Origin of the sequence: Streptomyces sp. NPDC017936 (genome assembly GCF_044328485.1) — a bacterium.
GTDB lineage: Bacteria > Actinomycetota > Actinomycetes > Streptomycetales > Streptomycetaceae > Streptomyces.
In genome coordinates this window covers 418,093-437,251 of record NZ_JBIRHK010000006.1, presented here as the reverse complement: position 1 = coordinate 437,251, position 19,159 = coordinate 418,093, and the positions used below count along the sequence as shown (strand labels likewise).

The following is a 19,159-nucleotide window of genomic DNA, read 5'->3' as shown; positions in this document are numbered from 1 at the left end:
CGGCAGCAGTACTAGCGTTGCCTTATCTGCTAGCAACGCTAGTTCACGGAGGGATCGCCATGTTCAACACGCTCGAGGTCGTCACCACCGTCGTCGTCGGCCTGATGGTGGGGGTGGAGTTCTCCGTCGCCTTCCTCATGAACCGGATCCTGGACGCGCTCCCCGAGGACAGCGGCCAGCTCGGCCACGCCCACGGCGGCCGGATGCTCGGCGCCCTGATGCCGTTCTGGTACATCGGCTCGCTCGTCCTCAGCGCGGTCTGGGCCGTCGCCGGATGGCAGCACCCCGGCGCCGGACTCGTCGTCGCCGCCGCCGGACTGCTGATCGTCAGCGTGGTCATGTCGATGCTGTTGCTCGTCCCGATCAACAACCGGAATAAGGCCTGGACCCCGGAGAACCGGCCCGCCGACTGGAAGGAGCAGCTGCACCGCTGGGAGCGCTACCACTACGTCCGCGTCGCCGTCATCATCGCCGCCTTCACCCTGCTGGTCGCCGCCCTCGCCTGAGCCCGCGGGCCGGCACCGCGCCGGTGGCCTTCTCCAGCGCGTCGAGCGCGCCAGGGCCGGAGCGCAACCCACCACTGACACCGAACCGGCGCATCGCACTTGCGTGCCGATGCTTGTCGCGTGTCAGTGGTGGGCGGCCGGTGTCCTGGTGCGTTCGGTCTCGTCCTGCACGAGCAGGGAGAGCAGGGAGGCCACGGGGAGGCCGGCTTCGGCCGGGTGGCGCAGCACCTTGCCCGGCTCGATGCGGTAGGTGTTCGTGCGCCCCTCGCGGGTGCGGGAGAGGTAACCGTCCTGCTCGAGATCGGAGATGATCCGCGCGACGGCGCGCTCGGTGAGCCGACAGTGGGCGGCGATGTCACGGATGCGGACGTTCGGGTCGTCGGCGATGGCCGCCAGGACGCGCGCGTGACTGGTGATGAACGTCCATCCCGTGTGTGATTCCGGCACTCCAACCATGTCCTGCATTTTAGAGGACCAGTGTTGCCGGAAGCCGGTTACATGACATACTTTTCGTGCAACAGATGACGCGTTCTCCCGCGAGGGAGAGCCACAGGGAGGAGCCCGAAGGTGCCGTGGGACGAGGCCGTCATGCCGACCCTCATGAGCGACACCGGCGAAGCGCCGCCGCCGGAACAGACCACCGGGCGTGCCTCACAGCCGACCGACGTGCTGCAGTACGAACGGCGCGGGGCCTGCGTGATCACTGCTCGCGGCGCCTACGACATGGACTCGATCACGTCCTTGGCGGACGCGCTGAAGGATGCGGCCAGAGAGCATCCCAAGGTGGTCCTGGACGCCTCCGGCGTCACCTTCGCGGACTCGACCTTCCTGAATCTGTTGATCCTCACCCACCAGGCGGGCACGCTGCGCCTGGTCGCGCCGTCCCCGCAGGTCCAGCGGCTCTGCGCGATCAGCGGAGTCGACCAGCTCCTGGAGATCAGGGACACGGTCCACGACGCCGTCGTCTCGTGACGGCCCCGGCTCCTGACCGGAGCCCTGCGGCGGACCCGCGCGCTCCCCGCGATCCGGCACTGCGGGCCCCGGCCTCTCAGGCGTGGCCCTCGCCGTAGAGACGGACGTAGTCGACGGTCATCGTCGCGGGGAACGGCGTCGAGGCGTCGGGCGGGCCCGGCCAGTCGCCTCCGACGGCGACGTCGAGCAGCAGGTGCATGTCCTGTTCGAAGACCCAGTCGCGCGGTGAGGGGAGCTTCGACGGAGTCAGGGTGAAGTACGGCTTTCCGTCGACGGACCAGGTGATGCGGTGCGCCTGCTTGTCGACGGCGTAGGTGTGGAAGGCCGCCGAGGCGTCGGCGGTCAGGGTGGCGGCTTCGCCGATCCCGTTCTCGTTGTAGTAGGTCGGCCCGTGGGCGGTGCCGTACACCGTCCGCGGTTCTCCGCCGACCACCTCGCAGATGTCGATCTCACCCTGCCCGGGCCATTCGACCCCGTTGTCGCCCAGCATCCAGATCGCGGGCAGCAGCCCCGTGCCCGTGGGCATCTTCGCGCGGACCTCCACCCGTCCGCGGGTCAGTGCGACCTTTCCCTCCGTGGTCAGGCGGGCCGACGTCCAGGGGCAGGACTCCTCGGTGAAGCACGGGAGTTCGGCCCCTGGCGGAGCCGGACGCACCGAGATCCGGAGGTGCCCCGCACCGTCGAGGGCGGAGTTGGCCGCGTCGTCCGTGTAGTACTGCAACTCGTTGTTGCCCCACCCCTCGGCCCCCCGGTTCCCGGTCTCGGTGTTCCAGGACCTCTCCGACGGGCGGGTTCCCGCAGCTCCGTCGAACTCGGCCTGCCAGAAGGGCTTCTCCCCGGCCGGCGCCGGGCGGTGCGCCTGTGTCGGAGCCGTGCCGCAGGCGCCCAGCAGGCCGCCCAGGGCCAGGACGAGTGCCAGGTTGATCCGTCGGTTCACCACGCTGCTCCCGAACGAGCCCTCACCGGAAAACTGCCATGGCACGAACCCTACAAAGGGCCTGGTGCGCCTGGCCGGGCGGGGCGATGAAGCGGCCGTGACCGGGTAGGCCCGCCGTCGAGCCGGGGAGACCATGAGGACGATGTCTGGATCTTCTCACCAAGCGCTCGGAGCGGCACCGGAGTCGCTCGGTCTGGTTCCCGGGCAGAACCCGCACCTGACATGCGGCCGGCCTCGAGGGAGGGGCCGTCAGGGCTGAGGTCCGACGCTGTGGCGGCGTCATGCCGGGTGGATGAGGCGGCTTTCGTAGGCGAAGATCACGGCCTGTGTCCGGTCGCGGAGTTCGAGCTTCTGCAGGATGCGCCCCAGATGGGACTTCACGGTCGCCTCCGCGAGGTACAGGGTGGCCGCGATCTCGGTGTTGGACAGGCCGCGGCCCACCTGGATGAGCACCTCGCGCTCACGGGCGCTGAGCCGGTCCAGCCGCTCGTCGCGGCCGGCGCTGTCGCCGTCGGGGATGTGCGGGCGGAGGTTGTCCAGCAGGCGGCGGGTGATCCGCGGGGAGACCACCGCGTCGCCCGCGGCCACGCTGCGTATCGCGGTGAGCAATTCCTCGGGCCTGGTGTTTTTCAGCAGGAAGCCCGAGGCCCCGGCGCTGAGCCCGGCAAAGGCGTATTCATCCAGGTCGAAGGTGGTGAGGATCAGCACTCTGCTCTGCGGGGAGATCCGGATGACCTGCCGGGTCGCCTCGATCCCGTCCGTCCCGGACATCCGGACGTCCATGAGGACGACATCGGGACGCAGCTCCCGGGCGAGGCGTACGGCCTGGACGCCGTCCGCGGCTTCACCGACCGGTGCCATGTCGGGCTGAGCCTCCAGGACCGTGCTGAAGGCCATGCGGAGCAGCGCTTCGTCATCGGCGATCAGGATGCGGATCGTCATGCGGACGCCGCTCCGCTGCTGCCGAGGAAGAGGCGGGTACGGACTCGCCAGCCACCGCCCGGAAGCGGTCCGGCCTGCAGCTTCCCCCCGTAGGCGGCCGAGCGCTCGCGCATGCCGGGGATGCCGTGGCCGGATGGTGCGGCGTCGGGCGGTGGCGGGCAGGGGCCGTTGTCGGTGACGTCCACGGTGACGGTCTCGGTCGAGCACCGTATCCGGACCTTCGCGTGCGTGCCGGCGGGTGTGTGCTTGAGGGTGTTGGTCAAGGCTTCCTGTACCAGGCGGTAGACGGTCAGTTGCGCAGTGGCGGGTACGTGGATGTGGCCGCCTCGGACTTCGACACGGGTCGGCAGCCCCGCGGCGCACATCTGGTCGGCGAGGGTCTGCAGTTGTGCGATGCCGGGCAACGGGTGGCGCTCCGCGTCCGGTTCGCCGGTCCGCAGGATGCCCAACGAGCGCCGCATGTCGGTCAGGGCCTGCCGGCCCGTCTCCGAGATCTGGAGCATCGCGGTGGTGGCCTTGTCGGGCGACCGGTGCTGCGCGTAGACGGCGGCGTCGGCGAGCGCGACCATGACGGACAGGTTGTGGGTGACGATGTCGTGCATCTCCCGGGTGATCCGTGTCCTCTCCTCGGCGACGGCCAGTCGCGCCTGCTGGTCCTGTTGTTGCTGCAGGCGTGCGGCCCGTTCCTCCAGGGCCGCGAGGTAGGCGCGCGTGGTCCGCACGTTCACACCCAGGACGGCGGCGGCGACGACCATCGCGGTCACCGCGACGAAGGGGGTCAGGAACGCGCCTCCCGTCGCCCAGCGCAGGCAGGCCAGCAAGGCCCCGCCCTCCACGACGGCACCGGCGACAAGCGTGCCGCGCCGGCCCGAGTTCGCGGCCGCCGTGTAGAGAGCCACCAGCAAGGCGACGTCCGCCGGCAGGGGGACGTCCATCAGCCACTGGACGAAGGCCGCGGCTGCCACGGCACCGAACACCGTGAGCGGGGCCCGGCGCCGCCACACCAGGGGCAGCGCGAGGGCGGCGGTGAGCACCACGGCCACCGGGAGCTCTCGCGGCGCGCGCGTGGTCATGATGTTGAGCAGGAGCAGCACCGGCAACAGCGCGTCCCCCACCATGGGCGGCAGCCGGCGGCTCCAGCGCCGGGCGGCTCTCACCGGTCGCGCCGCTCGCACGGAGGCCAGGCCGGCGTACCCCGTCAGCCGCACGGCTGTCCTCGCCCGCCGCGCGCGGTCCCGGTGGCGCGCCGAGTGGGCGCTGCCGGGCTCTGCGGCCGCCTCGGTCATCGCACGTCCCTGTCGGTTCGGCATCCTGGTGGCCCCGGCCGGGCCACCACCGCGGACAGCCGGAACCGGGTCGGGCACGAGGAACCCGCACCCCGCGCTCCCGGTGTGCACCGCGGCCCTGTCACGGTAGGCCGCGGACCCGCGAAGCACATGAGTCCACCGTCTGACGGCACCACGCCGAAGTACGACCGCAGGAGGAGTCCCGCTACCTTCCACGGTCGCAGAGCGGCCGTTCACCCGGCGTGCTCGATTGCGACTCCGGGTGCACACGACGGCGATCCGGGACCGATGCGGCATCGCGTGCCCCGCCCCGAGGATGGCCGGGTGACCGAGATCATCGCGGGGCTGTACATGTCCCCTCTGGAATTCCTGGTGTTGTCGGGTGCCGTCGCTCTGGTGGTGGCGCGCTGGCTTCCCCCCGCTGTCCGCCCACGCGTCACGATCGCGGCGGGGGCGGTTCTCGTGCTGTCCGCGACCGTGCTGAGCGGGGTGGGGATCCGCTGGCAGATGCTGCCGGTACTGGCAGGCGCTGCCGTCGCGTTGCCGTTCGCCCTCTCCCCCCTGCTGCGACGCCGTACCGGCCGGCCGGCGCGGCGGGCCCGATGGTGGCTGGCGTTGCCGGGGTCGGTGGCCTGCGTCGGCCTGATCGCCGCGGGTCCGGTGGCCGCCTGGGCCTTTCCCGTCCCCGTGTTCCCCGAGCCGTCGGGCCGTTTCGCGGTCGGCACCCTCGTGGTGCAGTGGACCGACCCGCGCCGCCCCGAGAGCTTCACCGCGGATCCGCACGACCGGCGCACGGTCGTGGTGCAGCTCTGGTATCCCGCGCAGAGGAGTCCCGCAGGCGCGCCGCGGGCCCGGTACCTCGGGCGCACGGAACACGAGGCGCGCACCGTTTGCGATGCCCTCGCCCGCGAGGCCGGCTTGCCCGGCTTCCTGGTCGACGGCGTCCCGCGCGCCCGCACCCGCTCGGTCGTCGACGCCCCGGTGGCCGGTGGGGGCGGACGGTTCCCGGTCGTGCTGTTCTCTCCCGGGTCGGGCGGAGTGCGTACCCAGAACACCGCCTGGGCGGAGGAACTGGCCAGCCACGGCTACGTGGTCGCCGCCCTCGACCACCCGTACGACTCCGCCGCCGTCGTCCTCGCCGACGGCCGAACGATCCACACCAGGATCGCCTCCACCGGAGACCGGGGCAAGGACGACGAGCTGGCGGTCGGCTGGACGGCTGTCCGGGCCGCCGACCTCAGCTTCGTCCTCACCCAGCTGGACCGTCCGGGCCGAGGTGAGATCACCGGTCCGCTGACCGGACGCCTGGACACCGGTCGGGTCGCGGTCGCCGGCCACTCCATGGGGGGTGCCGCCGCTCTGCAGGCAGCCCGGCAGGACCGCCGGTTCGACGCCGTCATCGATCTGGACGGCTACCCCCACGGCCCCGCCTCCCCCTCCCTCCACCAGCCGACGCTCGCCCTCACCCAGGCCATCACCCCCGGAACCGACCCGCGTTACCTCCCCCGCCTCACCGAGGCCCTCGGGCTCGGCACCGCGACGAGCTACCGGCTCACCATCCCCGGCGCCGCCCACCTCACCTTCATGGACGCTCCCCTGTACCTGCCGCCTGTGCCCTCGGCAGTCGGCTCCCTGGGCCGCACCGAGAGCCCGCACGTCGTCGCCACCACCACTCTCGCCTTCCTGGACACCACCCTGCGGCACCGACCCGGTGACCTGGCCGGCGTTCTGTCGGCCTACGGCGACCTCAGCGTCCACCACCCGGAGAACAGCCGCTGACCAGCCGTGGTCGAAGTGCTGGAGCAGACGGCATCCGACCTCGGTGTCGATCTCGCTCACGGGCCGGCCCACGACCTTCACCGACCCACGGCTCCACGCGGCGATCGTGGACCGGCTCACCTTCAGCGCCCCCCTCGTCGGGACCGGCACCGGGTCCCACCGCCCGGCCCGCACGAAAGCCCACAGGACCAACAGGACCAACAGGACCAAGTGAGCAGGCCGAAGCACCCGCAAGGAACGGTTCCGCATCATCCGCATGTCGCGCTGTCGGCGCGGTGGACAGCCTCTGCGGGTGACCCGCACGGCGTGGCCGCTGGCAGCCCGTCCGAATTCGCTACCCGGCGATGTACCCGATCTCCGGGTGGCGCGGGGAGGCCCCCCACAACAGGCCTCCGGTGTCGGGGCGCCCGCGCAGCTGGAGGTCGAAGAAGGCCCGGACCGTGGCCCGTACGGCCGCCACCGCGCGGTCGGCGGGGATCGTGCCGGCCTGCAGCCCCTGTCTCACCGGCTCGGGCACCTGGGGTGCGATGGCCACGATGTCGGTGTACGCGTTGTGGTCGGCGTCCGCGAGCCGCAGGCAGCGGCGCCAGCCGCGCAGGTTGTCCCAGAACGGCGGCCAGGTGGTGTCCTGGCCGAGGCCGTCGTGGACGGCCGTGTCCATCAGCAGGAACGGCCGGTCGAGACCGCGTTCGACCACCGGCCCGTACAGGGCGCCGTCCAGGTCGATGCCGGCCCGTACCCGTTCGTCCAGGTCCATGACGGCGGCCGTCGCGGCGCCGCCCCGGGAGTGCCCGAAGGCGCCGGTCCGTCCCAGGTCCAGGGTCCCGCGGAGTCCGCGGGGAAGCGGGCGGCGTCCCGCGTCGGGGTTGTCGCCCCGATGCAGCACCGCCAGCTGGTCGAGGACGAACCGCAGGTCGGCGGCGCGCACCGCGACCGCCGCCGGCCGGTCGACCGGGTCGGGATCGGGCCGGGTCACGACCCGGCCGTCCGGGAACTCGACCTCGCCCGAGTCGTACGGGTGGTCCACCGTGACCACGACGTACCCCCAGGACACCAGGTCCTCGACGACGAGGCTGTTGAACGTGCGGTCCGAGGTGTAGCCGGGCGAGTACAGCAGGACCGGCCGGCGGCCCGGCCTGGCCGGCGCGCCCTGCGCGCTGTGCGTCCACGGCATCGCGTACGCGTCCACGGCCCCCTGGAAGCGAGCCTTCAGCGCCCGCTCGGCCCCCGGCGGCAGCCACGGCAGCAGCGCGTGACCGCGCACGTCGGCGGCCGGGTAGTGCACGGTCACCATCAGCTCGCGCGGCCGGCTCGTGCCCGACGCGGACTCGGTCCGCGACCGGTCGACCAGGTGCAGTTCCACGGCGCCCACCGGGGCGGGCCCGGTCGGCCCGGCCAACAGGATGGGGAGGAGGCCGGCCGCGGCGGCGGGCGCGGACACCGGGAGAGGAACGGCGGCGGCAGCAACGACTCCGAGGCCACCGGCCATGAGTGATCGGCGCGTGGGGCGTACGGGAGGCATGGGACTCCTTCCGCGGCCGGCGTGCGACTCGGCACAACAGTTGCCATGATCCGGCCTGATCATCGTCAAGTCCCTTGCACTGTAGATCACTTGGCGCGACGGCTGTGAGCTTCTTATGGCCACCGGTAAGGGATCGTTTGACGCCAAGCGGCGTCATCGCCGTCTTCGCCCCCACCGGTGCGGTGGCGCGCGACGGGAAAGCGCCGGGCGGGGTGTCCGGCGACGCCAGGCGCGGTACGTGCGCCACCACGGGGGCGGAGGAGGGACACTGAGTTTCTTCAGTGTTGCCGCTCCCAGGGTGAGGACGGCGCGGCGGTACCTTTCGTCCGCAGGTGCGCGGCCCTTACCGGTCCGGTGCCTCGTCCGGCTGTCGGAGGTTCTCTTCGGAGAACGAGGCTCCGCCGGTGCGGGACGCGACCGCGGGCCCCGCATCCACGGCAGGTGCGTCGTGCACGGTCTGCCGGAGGTGCGTGGCCGCGCGGTCGGGCTCACCGGCACCACGGTGTGCCAGGGCGTCGGCTATCCGCGGCGGCCGGAGGCGAGCGGGTCGCCGGCGTTGCGGACGACCTTGGCGATCCAGGCCATGGCCTCGGGCACGTCGTAGTTGCCGGCGTGCGGCTGGTTCCAGGCGAGCTGGTAGTTCAGGTCCTTGACCTGCTTGTCCGCGGCGAGTGCCCGGTCCAGGTTGACCGAGACGGTGAACGCGGTGTCGCGGTCGCGGGTGCCGTGGCGGACGTACCAGTTCGGCGCGGTGTCGGCGCTGGTGCCGACGAAGTCCATCGGGTTGATCAGGTGGACCTGGTCGTCGACGGTGGTGCTCCTCCTGCTGGTGTACTGGTCCCAGGTCAGCCCGGTGTCGTCGAGGCCGCTGCCGTCGCCGGCGACGTCGTTGTGGTTCCAGCTGTACTCGGTGTAGTTCATGTACTTCTGGGTCGGGGGGCCGAAGAGGTCGGTCTCGGTGCCGCTGGTGGTGTTCCCGTTGACGCCCACGGCGTCGAAGGCGGGGGTCGTCTTGAGCGTGGCCTGGGTGGCGACGAAGGCGAGGTACCTCACCATGTCGACGGAGCGCACCGTGTCGGTGGCGTCGTCGACGTCGATCCAGTCGTTGACGTACGACTTGGTGGTGGGAGGGCCTCCGGGGCCGCCGGAGGTGATCTCGAAGGTGCCGCCCAGCGGCGGGATCGTGTGGGCGGGATCCGCCTTCAGGTAGGTCTCGGCGGAGCGGACGACCTCCTCCTTGATGGTGTCGAGCAGGGTGGCGGCGGTGAGCCGGGTGCCGTCGGGGTTGCGCAGTCCGAGGCTCTTCTCGTACTCCGGGAATCCGGCCGCTATCGCGGTGGCGTCCTCGGGCGAGGGGTTCGAGCCGGTGGTGTCGCGGGTGGCGAGGACGTTGTACAGCCACTCGTAGGCCGCATCGGCGTTGCCGAGGTCGGTGATCGGGCAGTACGCGTTGACGGCGAAGACGTCGTCGCGCAGGGTGCTGCGGCCCTTGGCGTCGATCCCGGCGGCGCCGATCGCGGCGAGGTACGGGGTGTACTCGGCGCTGTTGCCGGAAGCGCCCAGGATCGACACCAGTGCGCCGCCGCCGCTGGTGCCGTTGATGACGATCCGCTCCGCGCTGCCGGGCATCGTGGCGTCGTTGAGGCGCAGGTAGCGCACGGCGGCCTTGGCGTCGACCACCGCCGCGGGGGCCTTGCCGGGGGACGAGCCGTCGGCGCCGACCAGTCCGCGGCTGCGGTTGGCGACGTCGACGAAGACGTACCCCGCCTTCAGCGCGGCGCCGACGTTGCTCGTCGAGCTGTTGTAGGAGGTGCCGTCGGTCACGCTCGCCCTGAGGTAACTGGCCTTCCAGCCACTGTTGTTCACCGCGAAGTAGAGCGGCGTCCGCTGGTCGCCGAAGGCGCTCTCAGGGACGAACACGTTCATGCTCTGGTAGCCGCAGGCGGTGTTGGGGATCGTGGTGGTGCCGCCGCCGGGGCCGCCGGGCTGCTGGGCCGCCGCCGCGACCGGGTGGGCGACGTAGCAGATCTCCTTGTACCAGCGCACGTTCATCGGCCGGCCGTCCACGGTGACGGTGATCGTCGTGTAGGCGGCGGAGTCGAAGTCCAGCGCGGAGTCCTGGGGGTCCGCGACATGGCCGCTGCTCTTGGAGGGGGCCGCTCCCGAAGCGGCCGCCGCGACGGAGGTCGGCACCGCGACGGCAGCGAGAACGAGAGAACTCGCGATCGCCATGCCGCTCAGGAGGCGGCCGCGGGTCACAGGGCTTCCTGAGCCCGTACCCGCCGGGTGAGTGAGTGCACCGCGTCCGAAAGACGCAGAGAGCTTCTGCATGGGTCTCCCTCATCGAGCATCGAATGCTTCGCCCAGGGCCGTGGGGCCGAAGCGTGACGCACGCTACAAGATTGTTAACAATACAGACAGCAATCTCGCAGACATTTTTACGGGCGCGTGTGCGGCGCCGGACAGGGCTCCTGCCCCTCGTCCCGCGTGCGACCGCCGCAGCGCCTTCGCCGCCGGCGGGCTCCGTACAGCCCCGGCGGAGCGCTCGCCGGCCGGGTTCCGGCCGTACCGCGGCGACGAAGACCACGGCCCCCTGGCCGCGGTGCGGCTGGGGTGTGCCGAACGGGACCGGGTCGACGCCCGTTCGGTTGTGGAAGGGCTCCCGACAGCGGCCGAGATCGCCGAAGCCTCCGCCGAGCTGGAGGAGCCGTCCAAGAACCAGATCCTGGTGGCGTACGACGGGAGCGTCGTCGGCTACGCGACGATCCGGTGGTGGCAGGAGCGGGACGATACGTGGCTCCACCTGCACCGCGGCCACCTCTTGCCCGAGCATCGCCACCAGGGCATCGGGTCAGCCATGCCGAGCTGGGCCGAAGAGCGGATCCGCCAGCTCGTCGAGGAACAGGGAACGGCGCGGACCGCAGTGATCGGCGCGAACGCCACGGTCTCCGAGCAGGACGCCACGGCGCTTCTGCTCGCAGCCGGCTACCGACGTGCCTTCAGCCTGGTCGAGCTGGAGCTGGGCGATCTGCAGCAGTTGCCCGATCCGGCCGGCGAACTGCCGGCCGGGACACGGACGGGGCCGATCGGGACCAGCCACTACCGTGCAGCCTGGAGGACGGTCGTCGATTCGTGTGCGCACACCGGTTTCACTCAGAAATGGTCCTTCCAGGGCTTCGTCGACACCGCCGACCCGGCATGCTGGAGAGCTGCGTGGAACGGGCAGGACATGCTCGGCGTGGCCCTCTGCTCCCTCCGCCGTCACGACCGCACCGTGGGCGAGGTCGAAGAGCTGGGTGTCCGAGCGGACCAGCGCCGCCTCGGGATCGGCCGGGCCCTGCTGCTGGACGGGCCGCGAAGCCTTCACGGGCGGGGTGCAACGACCGCCAGGCTGTACTCGGGCACGGCGAATCCGCACCGGTCCTACGACCTTTACGAGAGCGTGGGGTTCCGGCGGCAGAACGAGTACGTGCGATACCGCAAGCCGCCCGCTTGACCTGGCGACGGTCTGGACCCGTTCCCCTGCTTCCCTCTGGTTCGGGCACACTTCCAGGTCGGCGGTGCGGTGTTCGCGGTCCAGCGGTGCGCCGCCCGGCGCGTCACGGAGTCCGGGCCGCTGCGGGGGCTGACGGCGAGGCTCCGCCGTCACAGCGACGCCATCGAGCCGTGGCTTACCGCCCGGCCCCGGCCTCGCGGGCGTCGAACAGGCGCTGCGCGCAGGCCGGGGGAAGGCGCACGGTGAGTCGCCGGAACCGTCCGCCGCCGGTCGTGTCGATCGGCGCGGTGTACCGACGGGCGAGGCGCTGACGTGATCCCCTTTTTTTGAGGGCCCGGACGTGCGAGCCGTCCACGGCACGGTCGTCCGGGCCCAGCAGGTCAGCGCGGAGCAGTTCGTACCCCGGGCACCCCGCCGACCGGGACGTCGAGCACCAGCCCTCAGCGAGCATCATCCCGACACGAACAGCAAGCCCGACTGCCAAGTGCCGAACACCGACTCGTTCTGAACGGAGCAGTGAGGCCGGCGGTGTGAGCGGGTTCAGTCCGGTACGAGGCCGAGGGCGTGATCGTAGCGGTTGACCGAACTGCTCTTCAGTCCGGGCCAGTTCTGCACCCGTTCCCACTGCGCCGTCGCCGAGCCGACGCCGTCGCCCGGCGCGGCGAGGGCGTCGACGTGGTCCCGGGCGCTCTCCCACTCGGCGTAGTTGAGGACCCGGGTGCCGTCGGTGCTGAGGTGGAAGTGGGCGGAGATACCCCCGGGGTGGGGCTCCGGTTCGCTCGCCAATGCCTCGAAGACGGCGTCCACCCAAGCACGCTGCCGCTCGGGGTCGGGCCCTTCGAACTCGATGTCCACGATCACGATGCACCCGGGGACGGGCGCGGTCCCGTTCCGCCGGGTGTCGCCGCGGTAGTAGCGGTACCGTCCGAGGTGCAGCCGTTCGATGCCGGGCACCGCGGTGTCGATCTCGTCGACGCGCTCCTGCCGGTGGGTCTTCACGAACGCCTCGTACGCCGCTTCGCTCGCCCACTGCGAGTGGTGCAGCAGGGTGCTGCCGTCGTGGCCGGTGTAGAGGTGGTAGCTCCGCAGGTCACCGGTGGGCCAGGGGCGGCGCTCCCAGGTGCGGGCGATCGCCTCGACGGCCTGCCGCTGCCGCTCGGGGGTGCCCACGCGCCAGGTGCTGAAGAAGGGTGCCCGGACGTCCGGAAGGCCGAGGTCGGGATGGGTGTCGGTGCGTCGGGTCATGCCGTCCTCCAGTGATCGGGGTCGTTCGGTGCGCCCACCACCTTCCGACCTCGACCAAGGTTGAGGTCAAGTCCTCGCGGGGAGCGGCGTGCGGAAGGGGCCCTGAGCGGACCTCCGCCAGGCCGACCGCCCGGCCGGCCTGGTTGTCGCAGCCGAACAGGTGTGGACGTGGCTCGCCGCCGACGAGCACCGCCCGCTGCTGCGGCTGTGGGCCGAGGCGTACGCCCGCTCCCTCGTCGAGCCCGACGGACCCTGGGCCGGGTTCGCCAGGACCACCGTGGACGACTGGCTCGACGTCCTGGCCACATGCCAGTCGGCGCCGGAACGCGACAGCGAGGAAGGCGTCGCCCGCCGCACCCTGATGCTGGCGGTACTGCGAGGGGCGCTGCTCGACCTTCTCGCCACCGACGACGAACAGCGGGTGACCGCCGCCGTCCGTCAGCAACTGGCACTCCTGCGCCGTGAGAACCGCAGTGATACGTGACCGCGGTCCGGTGCGGCGGCCGGGCCGGATCGACGCGATCAGGCGAAGGTGTCCAGGAACGGCCTCACGGCGACGAAGGCCCCTGCGGTTCCTGACACCGGACAGGCGAACCGGCCCGGCCCGTTGCCTCGTCCCAGGCGTCCACGTCCACGGTCCGGCCGATCACCGTGTCCGTACCGGTGAAGACCGTGAGCCGGCCTGTCCCGTTGAAGTGACGCGTGTGGTCATCGGCCATGACGGCGGTCGGCGGCCCCCGCACGGCCGGCTCGGCAGTCAGGCGGTGCGAGTTCCGGTCTCGCGCCAGAACGCGTCGACGCGGGCGTTCCACGCGTCGGGGACCTCCTGGAAGGGCTGGTGTGCCTCCTCCTCCATCACGGCGAACCGGGCGCCGGGGATCGCGTCGGCGACCGCGCGGCAGAGTTCGGGGCGGCTGGTGGTGTCCCGGCCGCCGGCGAGTACCAGCGTCGGCACGTCGATGTCCGGCAGACGTTTCGTCGTGTCGTGGTCGAGGACGGCATCGAGGAAACGCTTCAGGTTCTCGGTCGTCTGCTTGTGCGGGAAGGCGAGCGCGTCCTCGATGAACCGGTCGACCGTGCCGTCGTTGTGCGCCCGGGCCGTGTAGATGTCCAGGAAGAAGCTCTCGAGGAAGGCGCGTTCGTCCGGTGCGGCCTCGACCAGCCAACGGACGAACAGGCCCCACCGGCGCAGGTAGGGATCCGGCGCCGACCAGGTGCTCTGCAGGACCAGGCTGCGTACCGGCCGGGGGTGGCGAAGAGCCAGCTCCTGGCCGATGACGCTGCCACCGGAGAAGCCGGCGACGTGGGCGGACGGGATGTCCAGGGCCCGGAGCAGCGCGGCGGCGTCGTCGGCCATCGCTTCGACCGAGACCGGGCCCTCGGGCATGGCGGTCCGGCCCGCTCCCCGGTTGTCGAAGGCGGTCAGCCGGTAGCGGTCGGCCAGCCCGTCGAGCTGGAACTGCCAGGACTCGACGGTGTCGCCGAGCCCTCCGATCAGCAGCACGTCCGGGCCGGTGCCGGTCTGCTCGGTCCAGATGTCCAGCCCACCGGCGCGCACGTACCGTCCCATCGGCCGGCCTCCCTCCGCGGTTCCTTCGAGAGTCTGCCCGTCGGGTGCGGCATGCCAACCATGCTCCGGCTCACCGGCCCTGGTGCGAGAAGGCCGCCCAGTAGTAGGGGGACCCGGCCCCGTCCTCCGCGGCGGCCGCCATGCGGGCCTGTGCCTCTGCCAGCGCCTCGGCCGGAGAGGACCCGCCCCTGATCATGATCCGGTGGAACTCCTCCATCAGGTCGGGGGTCCTCCTGTCGTCCACCGTCCACAGGGATCCCACGGCGGTGGCCGCCCCGGCCGTCAGGAAGGCCGTGGACAGGGTGAGCGCCTCGTCGAAGTCGTCCGCGGTGAGGGCCGAGGTACAGGCGGACAGCACGACCAGCGGGCCGGCGGCGGTGACGCGCCGACCGCCGTGGGCGAGCAGACGGCTCACCGTCAGGCTCTGCCCGTTGGCCAGCAGCAGCCGGGACGTGGTCGGGTCGTTCTCGAACCTGGCGTGGCAGGCGAGGTGGAGCACGGGGAGGCCGTCGCCCCCCGGACCGGGGAGCGCGGCGAGCACGCGCCCCGGCACGGCCGGGGCCGTCCCGGGCACACCGGACGCCCCCAGGCGCTCGGCGCGGGGGTAGAGCGCGCGCAGACGGTCCGCCTCCTCGTCGGCGTGCTCCAGGTCCGAGGTCGGGTTGCCCACGAGAAGCGCGCGGCCGTCGTACGCCGCCGGCTGCCGTCCCGCGACGGCGTGGAGCGCGCGAGCCGAGGCGGCGTAGGAGAAGGTCGCCTCGTGCAGCGCGTAGCGGGGCGGCCCGGCGGTGCCGGGCCGCCGTGCCGCGTGCCACGGCACCACCGCGGCGTGTCCGCTCGGGACGAGCACGAGCCGGGGCTTGGCGGGGCGGGACGCCCGGACACGCCGGTCCTCCTGGGCCGAGTCGGCCGATTTGAGCGACTCGGCCGACTCGGCCCACCCAACCCGCTGGACCTGCTGGACCGGTCGAAGCTCCTGAACCGCCTCGAGCAACGGCCCGGCCAGTGCGTCCCACGCCCAGTCGCACAGCCTGTCGAGGGCGCGGGTCCAGGCACGCCAGGCCCGGTGGCTCTCCTCGCGGGCCCCGCGCAGGGCCGCTCCCTGTTCCGTGGCCTCGGCCGATGCCCGCGCGTCCGAGGCCACCAGATGACGGTTGTACGCGTCCACGTAGCGGGCGAGCGGGTTGCCGGGCACCGCGCGCAGATCCGGCAGTTCCAGCCCCGTGGGCCGACCGGTCCGCGGCACGAGCAGCGCGTACCCCGGCGCGCGCCGGGTGCCCGTCACCACGTACACCAGCGCGTCGCTTCCGGTCGTCTCCAGTGCCTGCCGGGTCTCGCCCGTGGGGGGCGGGTCCAGGATCTCCGGGCGGGTGCGGCCGGCCGCGAGGGCGGTGATGACCTGGTGCCTGAGATCCTCCGGCACCGTCCGCCGGCGACTGCGCAGCGCCCCGGCGTCGGCCGCGTCCCAGTCGTCCGCCAGGTCCGGCCGGCCCGCCTCGCGCAGCCGTTCACCGACCGACCCGGAGAGCATCACGGCGTGCACGACGAGTCCGCGGCCCAGTTCGAGCACCCCGGCCGCCTCCTCGGGCCGCTGGTCCGCGAGGCACCAGCGGGCCACCTCGGCCGTGTGCGCGCGGGCACCGCGGGCGGTCGCCAGGGCGGACTGCGGTGACTGGACCAGCACGTCGCGCACATGGAGTTCCAGAGCGCGCCGGCCCTCCGCACGCGCTTCGTCCCGGTACCTCGCCGCTTCCTGCCCGCCCTCCGGCGCCGCGTCCAGCGCGTCGGCCAGGGCCCGCAGACAGCGCGCGAGTTCCGCGACGGTGGCCGGCGACACGGGTTCCGCCTCCGGACCCCGGCCCGCGGCCGCCTCACGGGCGAGGCGGACGGCCCGGCGGATGTCACCGAGGTCTTCGGTGCGCTGGTGACGCAGCCGCAGCCCGTACGCCAGGCCGCGCTGCACGACGGGCCGTTCGGGCTGGTCGGCCGGCATGAGTGCCAGCGCCCACTGCTGTGCCCGGATGCCGTGGCGCAGGTCCGCCGCCCGGTGGTCGCGGCGGTAGCGGGTGAGCAGGGTTCCGCCGAGCTGGTGCAGGGCCGGGGCCCGGTCGGGGTGCCCGTGCCCGGCTCCCCGTACCGCCGCTCGGCAGCAGCCGAGGGCGTGGTCGAGATCGCTCCGCTCCCGGATGCCGCCGGCCGATGCCGGGGCGGCCGGCTCGGCGGCGCGCAGCCGCAGCGCCTCGGCCAGGTTCAGCAGCCGCCGGACGTACTGCGGATGCTCGGGCCCGGTCGCCGCCACGGCCTCGACCAGCACACCGACGGCGTCGTCGGCGTCCGCGCCCCCGGTGCCGAGACGGTGGCGCTCGGCCAGCGCGTCACCGAGCTGGGAGAGCCACGTCGGGCGGTCCGGGTCGGACGCGCCGGCGAGGGAGACGGCCTGCCGTACGGCGTCGACGGCCGCGTCGAGATCCGCGCGGACGCCCCGGACGCGGAAGCGGACGCGCAGCGCGCTGCCCAGTCCTCCGAGCGCGACCGCCTCCGCCCGCGTTCCCGGTGCGGCGGCCGTCACGGCCGCCCGCTCGCCGGCGATCGCACGGTCGAGGTCGGCGAGCCGGTGGAACCGGTCGAAGCGCGCCCGGTGCACGGAGGCGAGGTTGTGCAGGCGGGTACTGCGGGCGGGGTGCCCGTCCGGGGTGCCGTCGACGGCCTGGGTCAGGCAGCCGGCGGCCTCGTCGACGACGGTCCGTGTCCCGCACCGTTCGAAGCGGGAGAACAGGACGTTTCCCAGGTTGTTGAGCCACAGCGGGCGGTCCTCGGAGGTGGCGGGCAGCGACCGTACGGCTTCCCGCAGCGTCCTTTCCGCCGCGGCCAGGTCGTGTGCGTCGCCGCGGTGCTTGTACCGGGTGTGCAGGGCCGCGCCCAGGTTGCCCTGGACGGCGGGACGCTCCGGATGGGCCGGCGGCGTCACCGAGAGCGCCTCCGTACCGAGCGACACGGCGTGGTCCAGGTCGGCGGGGGCGCCGTGCTCGTCGTACCGCGTTCGCAGGGCGTGGGCGAGGTTGCTCATCCGGGTCGGGCGGTCGGGGTCGGCCGGGCCGGTCGCCGCCAAGGCTTCTTCGAGCCGTTCGACCGCCGCCTCGAGATCACCCGGGTCCCGGGTCGCGCGGAACCGGGTGAGCAGGCAGTCGCCCAGGTTGCCCAGGCAGGCGGCCCGTGCCGGATGGCCGTTCCCGCACGCGGCGAGCGCCACCTCGTGGCAGGTCACGGCCTGCGTGAGATCGGCGGCGTGGCCGCGCAGCCGGTACCTCTGGTGCAGTCCGTTGCCGAACCCGCTGACCACGGCGACGCGGTGCGGGCTGTCCGCGCCCAGCGCGCCGACGGCCTCGGCGTGCAGCCGGACGGCGTCGTCGAGCAGGCCGGCGTCGCCGAGGCTCCGGGCGCGCCGGGCGCGGATGTTCGCGAGGGTGTGGAGGCGGCCTGGCCGGGCGGGATGACCGGACGGAGTGAGGTCCACGGCCGTGCGGGACCGCTCCTCGGCGAGGGCGAGGTCCTCCGTCCGGCCGAACGTCCGGAAGCGTGTCAGCAGGGCGACCGCGTGGTTGGAGGCGTACCCGGCGCGGGTGGCGGCGTCCGCGGGGCCCGCGTCCCAGGCCGCCGCGTAGAGGTCGACGGCGGTGCCGAGGGCTTCCGCCCGGCGGGGCGCCCGGTGTGACGGGGACCGTTCGAAGCGGGCGAGCAGGGCGTTGCCCAGGTTCCTCAGGGCGTCCGCGCGCTCGACGGACGGGTGGGGCGCGGTGGCCAGGGCGTCCAGCAGGGCGCGGATCGCGTCGTCGAGACCGTCGCCGGCCGGGGCGGTGACGGTCTCCCGTTCCCAGGGCCGGCCCGGGACCCCGTCCTCCTGCGGGGTCACGGCTGCCCCGGTGCGGCGGGCGGCGGGGACGGCAGCGGGGGGTCGGGCCAGTCGAAGGTGACGGGTGCCAGGCTGCGCTTCGCCAGGTACTTGCTCAGTTCCCGGCCCTGGTCGCGCTCGTGCCCGGTCGTGGTCGGGAGCGGGAAGCCCAGCGCGCGGTAGAGGCCGGTCCGGTGGACGAGGAAGGTGTCCTCCGCGGCGTCGCAGTACGCGTCGACCGCCTCCGCGACCGCACGGCAGGCCAGCAGCACGAGGAGCAGACAGCCGGCCGCGTACGCGCCCCGGGCCCGCCAGGTGGGCAGGAGCGGTGTCCACAGCAGCAGTCCCGCGGCGAACGGTACGGCCTGTGCCCGGGCGACGATCAGGCTGGACGCGGTCTCCAGACGCGTCCGTGCGGTCTGGTCGACGACCTGGACGAGGGGCCGCCAGCACAGCTCCAGATCCAGCCCGTGCCGCTCCTCCACCCGTTGTTCGGTGGCGGCCAGGGCGTTTCCGATCCGGGTGGGCTGGAGGGTCGCGCTGCCCTTGGGGTAGTGGCGCCGGGCGACGGAGGCGGTTGCGGCACGGCGGACCGCGAGGACGTCGTTCGTCGTGGGCAGCATGGCTTCGACCAGCTTCCTGCGTCGTTCACGGTGGGCCTCGACACGCCGCCGCGCCCACCGGCGCAGCGGGGGCACGTCCGGCCAGGCACCGCTGAGCAGGTTGAGCACCCCGGGCGCGCACCACACGGTGAGCAGGGCGGACACGACGACGACGCCCAGGGCGACGGTGGTGGCGACCCCGACGCCGAAGCCACCGTGCCGCGTCACCAGGCAGACGAGGTCCGCTCCCGGGGCGTCGTCACGGCCGCAGTCGAGTCGGCCCGGCGGTGTGCGGACCAGGTGGAGGACGACGCCCACCAGCCAGAAGCACACCACCGCACCGCCCATGGCCCTGCTCCATCGGCGGGCGAGCGGTTCGACGAGTCCTTTCGCGAGGTCTCCCATGGCCGGCC

Annotated in this window: 15 protein-coding genes and 1 pseudogene; 6 read left to right on the top strand and 10 right to left on the bottom strand. The window is 72.8% G+C overall.

All coding sequences use genetic code 11. The features are described 5' to 3' along the window. Positions 1-59 precede the first annotated feature (59 nt). Positions 60-506, top strand: coding sequence for an anthrone oxygenase family protein (locus ACH4F6_RS15750; RefSeq protein WP_397960701.1), 447 nt, complete (start codon positions 60-62; stop codon positions 504-506). A gap of 123 nt (positions 507-629) precedes the next feature. Here the strand turns inward: ACH4F6_RS15750 and ACH4F6_RS15745 are convergent, their stop codons facing one another. Further along, entirely contained in the window at positions 630-962 is a 333-nt protein-coding gene (locus ACH4F6_RS15745) for a helix-turn-helix transcriptional regulator (protein ID WP_397960700.1), read from the bottom strand. 111 nt (positions 963-1,073) lie between these two features. Here ACH4F6_RS15745 and ACH4F6_RS15740 point away from each other — a divergent pair, with 111 nt between their 5' ends. Next, complete coding sequence (locus tag ACH4F6_RS15740; protein WP_397960699.1) at positions 1,074-1,478, top strand: STAS domain-containing protein; 405 nt, start codon at positions 1,074-1,076, stop codon at positions 1,476-1,478. A gap of 76 nt (positions 1,479-1,554) precedes the next feature. On the opposite strand, the gene ACH4F6_RS15735 is transcribed toward ACH4F6_RS15740, so the two are convergent. The 3 genes from ACH4F6_RS15735 to ACH4F6_RS15725 all read right to left on the bottom strand — a co-directional run bounded on the left by ACH4F6_RS15735 (position 1,555) and on the right by ACH4F6_RS15725 (position 4,643). Further along, the gene (locus tag ACH4F6_RS15735; RefSeq protein ID WP_397960698.1) at positions 1,555-2,415 is read right to left on the bottom strand and encodes a family 16 glycosylhydrolase; all 861 of its coding nucleotides are present in this window, start codon (positions 2,413-2,415) and stop codon (positions 1,555-1,557) included. Between the two features lie 279 nt (positions 2,416-2,694). Then, positions 2,695-3,357 (bottom strand): response regulator, encoded by a 663-nt coding sequence (locus tag ACH4F6_RS15730; RefSeq protein WP_397960697.1) that lies wholly within the window; start codon positions 3,355-3,357, stop codon positions 2,695-2,697. Beyond that, a complete protein-coding gene (locus ACH4F6_RS15725) occupies positions 3,354-4,643 on the bottom strand; it encodes a sensor histidine kinase (RefSeq protein ID WP_397960696.1) in 1,290 nt (429 codons plus the stop codon). The genes ACH4F6_RS15730 and ACH4F6_RS15725 overlap by 4 nt, the downstream gene beginning before the upstream one ends. A gap of 288 nt (positions 4,644-4,931) precedes the next feature. Between ACH4F6_RS15725 and ACH4F6_RS15720 the strand changes: the two genes are divergently transcribed. Beyond that, positions 4,932-6,422, top strand: coding sequence for an alpha/beta hydrolase family protein (locus ACH4F6_RS15720; RefSeq protein ID WP_397960695.1), 1,491 nt, complete (start codon positions 4,932-4,934; stop codon positions 6,420-6,422). A 43-nt stretch (positions 6,423-6,465) separates the two neighbouring features. Continuing rightward, entirely contained in the window at positions 6,466-6,636 is a 171-nt protein-coding gene (locus ACH4F6_RS15715) for a hypothetical protein (RefSeq protein WP_397960694.1), read from the top strand. Between the two features lie 120 nt (positions 6,637-6,756). Here the strand turns inward: ACH4F6_RS15715 and ACH4F6_RS15710 are convergent, their stop codons facing one another. Continuing rightward, the gene (locus ACH4F6_RS15710) at positions 6,757-7,863 is read right to left on the bottom strand and encodes an alpha/beta hydrolase family protein (RefSeq protein WP_397960693.1); all 1,107 of its coding nucleotides are present in this window, start codon (positions 7,861-7,863) and stop codon (positions 6,757-6,759) included. A 600-nt stretch (positions 7,864-8,463) separates the two neighbouring features. Further along, positions 8,464-10,203 carry a subtype B tannase gene (locus ACH4F6_RS15705; RefSeq protein ID WP_397960692.1) on the bottom strand — a complete coding sequence of 580 codons (1,740 nt, stop codon included), beginning with the start codon at positions 10,201-10,203 and terminating at the stop codon, positions 8,464-8,466. Positions 10,204-10,537: 334 nt separating this feature from the next. Between ACH4F6_RS15705 and ACH4F6_RS15700 the strand changes: the two genes are divergently transcribed. Next, positions 10,538-11,440, top strand: a complete 903-nt coding sequence (locus ACH4F6_RS15700) for a GNAT family N-acetyltransferase (RefSeq protein ID WP_397960742.1) — start codon at positions 10,538-10,540, stop codon at positions 11,438-11,440. A 540-nt stretch (positions 11,441-11,980) separates the two neighbouring features. Here ACH4F6_RS15700 and ACH4F6_RS15695 read toward each other — a convergent pair. Beyond that, entirely contained in the window at positions 11,981-12,685 is a 705-nt protein-coding gene (locus tag ACH4F6_RS15695; RefSeq protein WP_397960691.1) for an antibiotic biosynthesis monooxygenase, read from the bottom strand. Between the two features lie 112 nt (positions 12,686-12,797). Here ACH4F6_RS15695 and ACH4F6_RS15690 point away from each other — a divergent pair. Next, a pseudogene (locus ACH4F6_RS15690) lies at positions 12,798-13,169 on the top strand (TetR family transcriptional regulator); the annotation flags it as partial. 273 nt (positions 13,170-13,442) lie between these two features. On the opposite strand, the gene ACH4F6_RS15685 reads toward ACH4F6_RS15690, so the two are convergent. The 3 genes from ACH4F6_RS15685 to ACH4F6_RS15675 all read right to left on the bottom strand — a co-directional run bounded on the left by ACH4F6_RS15685 (position 13,443) and on the right by ACH4F6_RS15675 (position 19,151). Next, positions 13,443-14,255 (bottom strand): alpha/beta fold hydrolase, encoded by an 813-nt coding sequence (locus ACH4F6_RS15685; protein ID WP_397960690.1) that lies wholly within the window; start codon positions 14,253-14,255, stop codon positions 13,443-13,445. A 70-nt stretch (positions 14,256-14,325) separates the two neighbouring features. Continuing rightward, positions 14,326-18,165, bottom strand: coding sequence for a CHAT domain-containing protein (locus tag ACH4F6_RS15680; protein WP_397960689.1), 3,840 nt, complete (start codon positions 18,163-18,165; stop codon positions 14,326-14,328). Next, positions 18,162-19,151, bottom strand: coding sequence for a hypothetical protein (locus tag ACH4F6_RS15675; protein ID WP_397960688.1), 990 nt, complete (start codon positions 19,149-19,151; stop codon positions 18,162-18,164). The genes ACH4F6_RS15680 and ACH4F6_RS15675 overlap by 4 nt, the downstream gene beginning before the upstream one ends. Positions 19,152-19,159 lie beyond the last annotated feature (8 nt).

What these genes read in the sequence shown, in the direction of transcription:
- ACH4F6_RS15750 (WP_397960701.1), top strand. Translation starts at nt 60, where the DNA reads ATGTTCAACACGCTCGAGGTCGTCACCACCGTCGTCGTCGGCCTGATG.
- ACH4F6_RS15745 (WP_397960700.1), bottom strand. Translation starts at nt 962, where the DNA reads ATGGTTGGAGTGCCGGAATCACACACGGGATGGACGTTCATCACCAGT.
- ACH4F6_RS15730 (WP_397960697.1), bottom strand. Translation starts at nt 3,357, where the DNA reads ATGACGATCCGCATCCTGATCGCCGATGACGAAGCGCTGCTCCGCATG.
- ACH4F6_RS15725 (WP_397960696.1), bottom strand. Translation starts at nt 4,643, where the DNA reads ATGACCGAGGCGGCCGCAGAGCCCGGCAGCGCCCACTCGGCGCGCCAC.
- ACH4F6_RS15720 (WP_397960695.1), top strand. Translation starts at nt 4,932, where the DNA reads ATGCGGCATCGCGTGCCCCGCCCCGAGGATGGCCGGGTGACCGAGATC.
- ACH4F6_RS15695 (WP_397960691.1), bottom strand. Translation starts at nt 12,685, where the DNA reads ATGACCCGACGCACCGACACCCATCCCGACCTCGGCCTTCCGGACGTC.
- ACH4F6_RS15685 (WP_397960690.1), bottom strand. Translation starts at nt 14,255, where the DNA reads ATGGGACGGTACGTGCGCGCCGGTGGGCTGGACATCTGGACCGAGCAG.
- ACH4F6_RS15675 (WP_397960688.1), bottom strand. Translation starts at nt 19,151, where the DNA reads ATGGGAGACCTCGCGAAAGGACTCGTCGAACCGCTCGCCCGCCGATGG.